Source organism: Allobosea sp., from assembly GCF_030694325.1.
Lineage (GTDB): Bacteria > Pseudomonadota > Alphaproteobacteria > Rhizobiales > Beijerinckiaceae > Allobosea.
This window is the reverse complement of sequence record NZ_JAUXYO010000096.1, coordinates 1-7,908: the sequence shown is the minus strand read 5'-3', so window position 1 is coordinate 7,908 and position 7,908 is coordinate 1. Positions and strand designations below refer to the sequence as shown.

Here is a 7,908-nt window from a genome sequence, read left to right as displayed (position 1 = left end):
GCTGACCGGCCGGCTGCGCGCCGGCTACAGCGAGTTCTATCGCGACCGCGAGGCCTCACGTCCCGATGGCGAGGGCAATCTGCAGCTGCGGCTCGACGCGACGCGCGACACCCGCATCCTGCTCGAAACCCGGGCCCGGCTCGACACGCAGCGCCCGGGCTCGCCGGATCTGACCGCCGCCGTCGTCGGCCGCCCGCTGGTCTATCAGTACGGCGCCTCGGCCGGCGTCACCCACGACATCAACCGCCTGCAGATGACGCTGCGCGGCTCGGTCGACCGCAGCGACTATGAGGACGGCAAACTGAGCAACGGCGGCATCGTCAGCCAGCGCGACCGTAACCAGACCCAGTACGGCCTGCGCCTGCGCGCAGCCTATGAGGTGACGCCGGGCTTCAAGCCTTTCGTCCAGGGCGAGATCGACACGCGCGACTTCGACCAGGCCATCGATTCGAGCGGTTACCGCCGCTCCTCGGACGGCCTCACAGGCCGCGTCGGCTCGACCTTCGAGATCAGCCGCCAGCTCACCGGCGAGGTCTCCGTCGGCTATCAGGACCGCAAATACGACGACGCCCGCCTGCGTAACCTCAGGGGTCTGATCGGCGATGCCGCGATCCTGTGGTCACCGACGCCGCTCACCACGGTGACGCTGCGCGGCACCTCCGAACTCGGCGACACCACCGTCGCCGGCTCGTCGGGCACCACGGCGCGGCGGGTTTCGCTCGAGGTCGCCCATGCGCTGCGCCGCAACCTCACCGTCACCGCCTTCGGCAGCTTCAATCGCACGGAATATGAGGGGCAGGGGCTGCGCGAGGATTCCTCCAGCATCGGCGCCCGCCTCGACTACAAGCTGACGCGGACATTCTCGGTGCGCGCGAGCTTCACCCATGAGCGGCTGAACTCGAGCGCCCAGGGCTCCGACTACACCGCCAATATCGCGCAGGTGGGCCTGAGGCTGCAGTTCTGACGTTGGCGACTGTCGCTGGAAGCGCTCCGTCATCCCGGACAAGCCGCGAAGCGGCGCAGCTCCGGGATCCATCGTAAAGCTCCGGAGCCCTCCGATGGATCCCGGGTCAAGCCCGGGATGACGGCGTGGGTCCAAGCCTCACGCGGAAAACCCCGCTACTCCATCCCCTCCAGTTCGATGATCATCCCCTCGATCATCGTCAGGCCGATCTGCCAGAAGGCGGGATCGCGCGCGTCGAGCCCGAACGGCGCCAGCAACTCTGCATGGTGCTTGGTGCCGCCGGCCGAGAGCAGGGCGAAATAGCGCTCCTGGAAGCCCTCCGCCGCGTTCTGGTAGACCCCGTAAAGCGAGTTCACCAGGCAATCCCCGAAGGCGTAGGCGTAGACGTAGAAGGGCGAATGGATGAAGTGCGGGATGTAGCACCAGAAGGGCTCGTAGCCCGGGCCGAGCCGGATCGCCGGACCCAGGCTCTCCGCCTGGACGCTCATCCAGAGTTCACACAACGCCTCGGCCGTCAGCTCGCCCGATCTGCGCGCCTCGTGCACCTTCCGCTCGAAGGAGTAGAACGCGATCTGGCGCACCACCGTGTTGATCATGTCCTCGACCTTGGCCGCCAACATCGCCTTGCGCTGCTTGGGGTCCTGCGTGCCGTCGAGCAGCCGCCGGAAGGTCAGCATCTCCCCGAAGACGCTCGCCGTCTCGGCCAGCGTCAGCGGCGTCGGGGCCATCAGCGCACCGTTATGGGCGGCGAGAACCTGATGCACGCCATGCCCGAGCTCATGGGCGAGCGTCATCACGTCGCGCGGCTTGCCCTGGTAATTGACCAGCACATAGGGGTGCGCCGAGGGGACGGTCGGATGAGCGAAGGCGCCGGGCGCCTTGCCGGGCCGCACGGGCGCGTCGATCCACTGCTCGTCGAAGAAGCGCCGCGCGATGCCGGCCATCTCGGGAGAGAAGGCGCCATAGGCGTCGAGCACCGTGTCGCGCGCCTCGGTCCAGGGAATCGTGCGCTGTTCGACCTTCGGCAGCGGCGCGTTGCGGTCCCAGAAATCCAGCGCCTCGCGGCCGAACCACTTCGCTTTAAGCTTGTAATAGCGGTGCGACAGCCGCGGATAGGCCGCGCGAACCGCCGAAACCAGCGCATCCACGACCTCGCGCTCGACGCGGTTGGCGAGATGGCGCGAATCGGCGACGTCCTGGAACTTGCGCCAGCGGTCGGAGATTTCCTTGTCCTTGGCGAGCGTGTTGGTGATCAGCGCGAAGGTCCGCAGCTGGCCACGAAACACCTCGCTCAGCGCCTCGGCGGCGGCCTTGCGCACCGCGCCGTCGGCGTCCTGGAGCTTGTTGAGCGTCGGCTCCAGCGTCAGTTCCTCGCCGCCGATCCGGAAGCGCAGCGAGGCGATGGTCTCGTCGAAGAGCCGGTTCCAGGCGGCGTGCCCGGTCATCGACTTCTCGTGGAAGAGGGCCTCGACCCGGTCCTCGAGCTGGTGCGGCTTGTCCTTGGCGAGATCGTCGAGCCAGGGCTTCCAATGCGAGAGCGGGCCCGTCGCGGCGATCCGGGCGAGATGCTCGGGCTCGATCCGGTTGAGCTCGAGCTCGAAGAACAAAAGCTCCGTCACCGCCGCGTTGAGCTTGTCCTGCGTGTCGCCATAGAATTTGGCGCGCTGGGGATCGGTGGTGTCGCCCGCATAGACGAGGCCCGCATAGGCGCCGATCCGCCCGAGCCGGTCGCTCAGCGCCTCGAAGGCCTTCACCGCCTCGGCCAGTACGGCGCCGCCGTCCTCGCGCTCGGCGAGCGCCCCGAGCTTCCCGCGATAGAGCGCCGCGAAGCTCTGCGATTCGCTCATCGCCCGCTCGAGATCGGCCTTCAGCTCCGGCGACTCCATGCCGGGATAGAGGTGGCGGAGATCCCATTCCGGCAGCGGGCCCAGCGATTTTGCCATGGCCGCCGCGGTTTCGGAGGCTGTCGTCCGCAGGACGCCGTCGCACACCGTCATCATCTCGGGATCACCTCGCAGCCTTCAAACCGGTTCGCCTTCATATGCGCGGGACGGTCGGCGGGATCAATGTGGCTCTGGCCGCGCCGGCGTCGCGGACCGGGCGCTTGCGCTTAAGCGCCGCTTAACCGTTCTGGCCGAGGATGCCCCAGAACGGAACAGCGATTCCATCCCGATGGGCGCGGTTCCCGTCGATTCTGGCTGCCGAGGTGTCATGACTGCCACTGTTCTCGTCGTCGACGACGATCCCGTCCAGCGGCGGTTGCTCGATGCCATGCTCAGGCGCTCCGGCTACGACGTCGCCGTGGCGGAGACCGGGCAGGCCGCCCTCCAGATGCTGACGGGCCCCGACAGCGAGCGCTTCGACGCCGTCGTCCTCGACCTCGTCATGCCCGAACTCGATGGCATGGGCGTGCTCGCAGCACTGCGCGATCGTGCCATCGAGACGCCCGTCATCGTGCAGACCGCCAATGGCTCGATCGAGACCGTGGTCCAGGCGATGCGGGCCGGCGCGGTCGATTTCGTGGTCAAGCCCGTCGGCGCCGAGCGGCTGCAGATCTCGCTGAAGAACGCGCTCAAGCTCGGTGCGCTCGAACACGAGCTGCGCCACATCAAGCGCCGCGCGTCGGGCACGCTGGGCTTCCGCGACCTCGCCACCAAGAGCGCCGACATGGCCCGCGTCGTGCGCCTGGCCGAGCGGGCGGCGAAGTCCAACATTCCGATCCTGATCGAGGGCGAATCCGGCGTCGGCAAGGAGGTGCTCGCCCGCGCCATCCAGGGCTCGAGCGACCGCAAGGGCAAGCCCTTCGTCACCGTCAATTGCGGCGCGATCCCCCACAACCTCGTCGAGTCGATCCTGTTTGGCCACGAGAAGGGCTCCTTCACCGGCGCGACCGAGCGCCAAGTCGGCAAATTCGTCGAAGCCAGCGGCGGCACGCTGTTTCTCGACGAGGTCGGCGAACTGCCGCTCGACGCGCAGGTGAAGCTGCTGCGTGCGATCCAGGAGGGCGAGGTCGACCCCGTCGGAGCCAAGAAGTCGGTGCGCGTCGACATCCGCATCATCTCGGCGACGAACAAGAGCCTGCTCGACCAGGTCAAGGCGGGCGAGTTCCGCGAGGACCTCTATTACCGCCTCAACGTCTTCCCGATCACGCTGCCGCCGCTGCGCCAGCGCCACGAGGACATCGCAGACCTGGCGCGCGGCTTTCTCGCCCGCTTCGCGGCGGAGGAAGGCAAGAAGCTGCGCGGCATCGGCGCCGAGGCGCTTTCCCTCATCAGCGGCTACGACTGGCCGGGCAATGTCCGCCAGCTCGAGAACGCGATGTTCCGGGCCGTCGTGCTGGCCGATGGTGACGAACTGACCGTCGCCGAGTTCCCCCAGATCGCCGCACAGATGCAGGGCTACGACGTCCGCATCCCGCCGGCGCCTGCGCCGCTCGGCCCCGGCGAAACCCGCAGCGAGACGCCCCGCATCATTCAGGTGCCGGTGCGCGACCCCAATGCGCTCGATCTGGTGGCGGGTTCGGACATGCGCACGCTCGACGAACTCGAGCGCGAGATCATCAAATTCGCCCTCGCCCATTACCGCGGGCACATGTCGGAGATCTCGCGCAAGCTCGGCATCGGCCGCTCGACGCTCTACCGCAAGCTCAAGGATTACGGGCTGATCGAGCCCGAAGCCGGCACGGATGAAACCGACGCGGCCTGAGCCGCGACCAACCGAATGGCGGCGCGTGTTGCGCTGCCGCATCTTGTCGAAACCGGCCGATTCACGCAGGAATGCGGCTCTCGGCTATAATTCAGGAATAGCGACCATGCGTCGTCGCCACTGGGCGAATCTGGCTTGCGTCTCGGCTCTGGCCCTGTCCCTGACCGCCACCGTCGCCTCAGCCGAAGGCCCCGCCATCGACCCGACGCTGGGCATTCCGTTGCCGGAACAGCCCGCCCTGCTGCTGCACCCGCACGAGCAGCCGCCCGTCGCGCAGGCAACCGCCAGCGCGGAAGCGGCTCCCGCCGAGAACGCCCCGCAGGTGGGCACGGCGACCGCGCCGGCCTCCGAGCCCGGCATGGTCACCGGCGCGGTAACGCCCTCAGTGCGCCCCGAGGGCAGTCTCGCCACGCCGGAGCTGCCGCCTGCTCTCGTCGCGATGCCCGACGAGCCCGTGACCCTCGATATCCCCGAGATCGAGCTGCCCCCGGTCGATCCGGCGCTCGCGGCGCCGCAGGCCGCTCCCGTGCTGCGCCGTGCCGAGCCGGTGATCGTCCCGCCCGAGCTGCCGAAGGTCGTCGTCGACCTGCCCGCCGGCTCCAACTACGCGGCCGACATCGCCGCCCGCGCCGCCGATGCGCTGGCCCTGCCGCGCCTCGCTGAGCGCGAGCGCGCCGAGATCCTCGCCGCCTATGAGGCCAACGGCCACCGGCCGCTGTGGATCGAGGGGCGCGGCTGGAGCGCCGCCGGATTGCGCCTGACCGAGCGTCTCGGGCGCGCCGGCGAGGACGGACTGCGGCCGGCCGATTATCCGCTCCCCGCCTTCGAGGCGAGCGACAAGGGCAGCCTCGCCGAAGCCGATGTCCGGCTCTCGGCACTGGCCGTGCTCTATGCCCGCGATGCGCGCGGCGCCCGGGTCGATCCGCGCCGCCTCTCGAAGCTGCTGACGCCGACGCTGTCGCTGCCCTCCGCTACCGAGGTGCTCTCGGAACTCGCGGGCGCAGCCGATGCCGGAGCCGTGCTCGCCGCCTACAACCCGCCCCATGAGGGCTATCGCCGGCTGAAGGCCAAGCTCGCCGAACTGCGCGAGCATCTCGACGACACGCCACTCGTGCGCATCCCCGCCGGGCCGGCGCTGAAGCTCGGCATGCGGGACGAGCGCGTGCCGCTGGTGCGTGCAAGGCTCGGACTGGGCCCGACGGAGGAGCCCGTCTTCGACCGCTCCACGGTAACGGCACTCGCCGCCTTCCAGAAGCAGGCGGGGCTGCCCGCGAATGGGATCCTGGGCGCGCAGACGCTGGCTGCGCTGGGCACGCCGGCGACGGCCCGCGGCGAGCAGGACGTCATCGCCCAGATGGAGCGCTGGCGCTGGCTGCCGGGCGATCTCGGCGCCGACCACATCATGGTCAACGTGCCGGAATTCCGGGTCCGCGTTGTCCGCCAGGGCCAGGTCGTCCACGAGACCCGCGCCATCGTCGGCAAGCCGGAGACCGCGACCCCCATCTTCTCGCACAAGATGGACCACGTCATCGTCAATCCGTCCTGGTATGTCCCGCCTTCGATCCTGCGCAAGGAGTTCATACCGGGCCTCGCGGCCGATCCCGAATACGCCGCCAAGCGCGGCTATGTGGTGACGCGCACCAGGGGCGGCGGCATTTCGGTGCGCCAGCCGCCGGGCGAGCGCAACGCGCTCGGCTGGATCAAGTTCATGTTCCCCAACGACCATGCGGTCTATCTGCACGACACGCCCAACCGGCGGCTCTTCGCGCAGGAGCGCCGCGCCTTCAGCCATGGCTGCGTGCGCGTCGACAATCCCTTCCTGCTCGCCGATCAGGTGCTCGGGCCGGAATGGACGCATGAGCGCCTGAAGCGCCTGATCGGATCGGGCGAGCGCCGCATCAATCTGCCCCAGCCGCTGGCGATCCACCTCGTCTACAACACCCATGTCGTGGGCGCGGACGGCGCCCTCACGACCTTCGAGGACCTCTACGGCTTCCACCGCATGGTGCGGCAGGCGCTCGAAACGCGCGGCTGACGCCGAATTGGTGAAACCGGTCGGCGAGCCGGCTCCGTTTCGCCACGATCGGTGCGTAGCGGAGGGGCGCGCAGAAAGGGCTGGCCCGGCAATTGCCGGCTTGCTAACGAGGCGTTAACGCTTCTCCGCAACTGTTCGTTCACGTTCATCACGCGCCGCCCGAGCGGGGCATCGAGACGGGTCAGCAGATTGGGCAGCTCAGACGCCACGCTTTCGGCACGCTCCGCGCGCCCGAAACAGGTCTTCCGCCGGGCCTTGACGCTCGGTGTCGCGGCCGGAGCGCTCCTGCTCGGCGTGCGCGGCACGCAGGATGCGGTCGCCAATGGCGACACGCGGACGATCTCGATCCGCCACATGCACACCAAGGAAGAGATCACCGTCACCTTCAAGCGGGACGGCCGCTATGTCGCCGAGGCGCTTGAGAAGCTGAACTGGACCCTGCGCGACTGGCGCACCGACGAGCCGATTCGGATGGACCCCCGGCTCTTCGACGTCGCCTGGGAGGTCCAGCGCCAGGTTGGCTCCGAGCAGCCCTTCCATGTCGTCTCCGCCTATCGCTCGCCCGGGACCAATTCGATGCTGCGCCGGCGCTCGCGCGCGGTCGCCAAACACAGCCAGCACACGCTCGGCAAGGCGATGGATTTCTACCTGCCGGACGCCGCGACGGCCCGCGTGCGCGAGGCCGGCATGCGGCTTCAGCGCGGCGGTGTCGGCTTCTATCCCGGCGCGCATACTCCCTTCATCCATCTCGACGCCGGCTCGGTGCGTTCCTGGCCGCGCATGACGCGCGACCAGCTCGTGCGCCTCTTCCCGGACGAGAAGACCGTCCACCTTCCGGCCGACGGCCAGCCGCTCGGAGGCTACGAGATCGCCAAGGCGGAGATCCTCTCCAGCGGCGGCGCAGTCGCCGGCTATGCGGCGGCCGATCTCGACGAGGGCGCCGTCATCTCCTCGGGACGCAAGAGCCTGTGGGCCTCGCTGTTCGGGGGCGACGAGGAGGAGGCCGATGCCCGGCCAACCCGCGGCCGCCGCGCGGCGCCGAAGCCGCAGCCCAGCGTCATGGCCTATGCCAACAACAATCCCTATGCCGACAGCAACGCCTCCGATGGCGGGCGCTTCGCCGTCGCCCTGGCGCCGCAGCCGGCACCCGCGACGCGCTCGCTCGCTCAGGAGCGCGCGGAGCGTCTCGCCCCGCGGGCGCCCG

The 7,908-nt window shown here is 69.1% G+C and carries 5 protein-coding genes; 4 read left to right on the top strand and 1 reads right to left on the bottom strand.

The window, feature by feature from the left end; translation table 11 throughout:
• A partial coding sequence (locus tag Q8M82_RS05860; RefSeq protein WP_305690440.1) for an outer membrane beta-barrel protein occupies window positions 1-964 on the top strand: 964 nt, incomplete at its 5' end.
• Between the two features lie 155 nt (window positions 965-1,119).
• Here the strand turns inward: Q8M82_RS05860 and Q8M82_RS05855 are convergent.
• Window positions 1,120-2,907: a M3 family oligoendopeptidase gene (locus Q8M82_RS05855; RefSeq protein ID WP_305690439.1), complete on the bottom strand. Its 1,788-nt coding sequence runs from the start codon at window positions 2,905-2,907 to the stop codon at window positions 1,120-1,122.
• Window positions 2,908-3,175: 268 nt separating this feature from the next.
• On the opposite strand from Q8M82_RS05855, the gene Q8M82_RS05850 reads away from it, so the two are divergent.
• The 3 genes from Q8M82_RS05850 to Q8M82_RS05840 form a co-directional block, all read left to right on the top strand.
• Window positions 3,176-4,669, top strand: coding sequence for a sigma-54-dependent transcriptional regulator (locus Q8M82_RS05850; protein WP_305690438.1), 1,494 nt, complete (start codon window positions 3,176-3,178; stop codon window positions 4,667-4,669).
• Between the two features lie 106 nt (window positions 4,670-4,775).
• Complete coding sequence (locus Q8M82_RS05845) at window positions 4,776-6,704, top strand: L,D-transpeptidase family protein (RefSeq protein WP_305690437.1); 1,929 nt, start codon at window positions 4,776-4,778, stop codon at window positions 6,702-6,704.
• Between the two features lie 255 nt (window positions 6,705-6,959).
• On the top strand, window positions 6,960-7,908 hold a 949-nt coding region (locus Q8M82_RS05840; protein WP_305690436.1), incomplete at its 3' end, for a peptidoglycan L,D-endopeptidase MepK.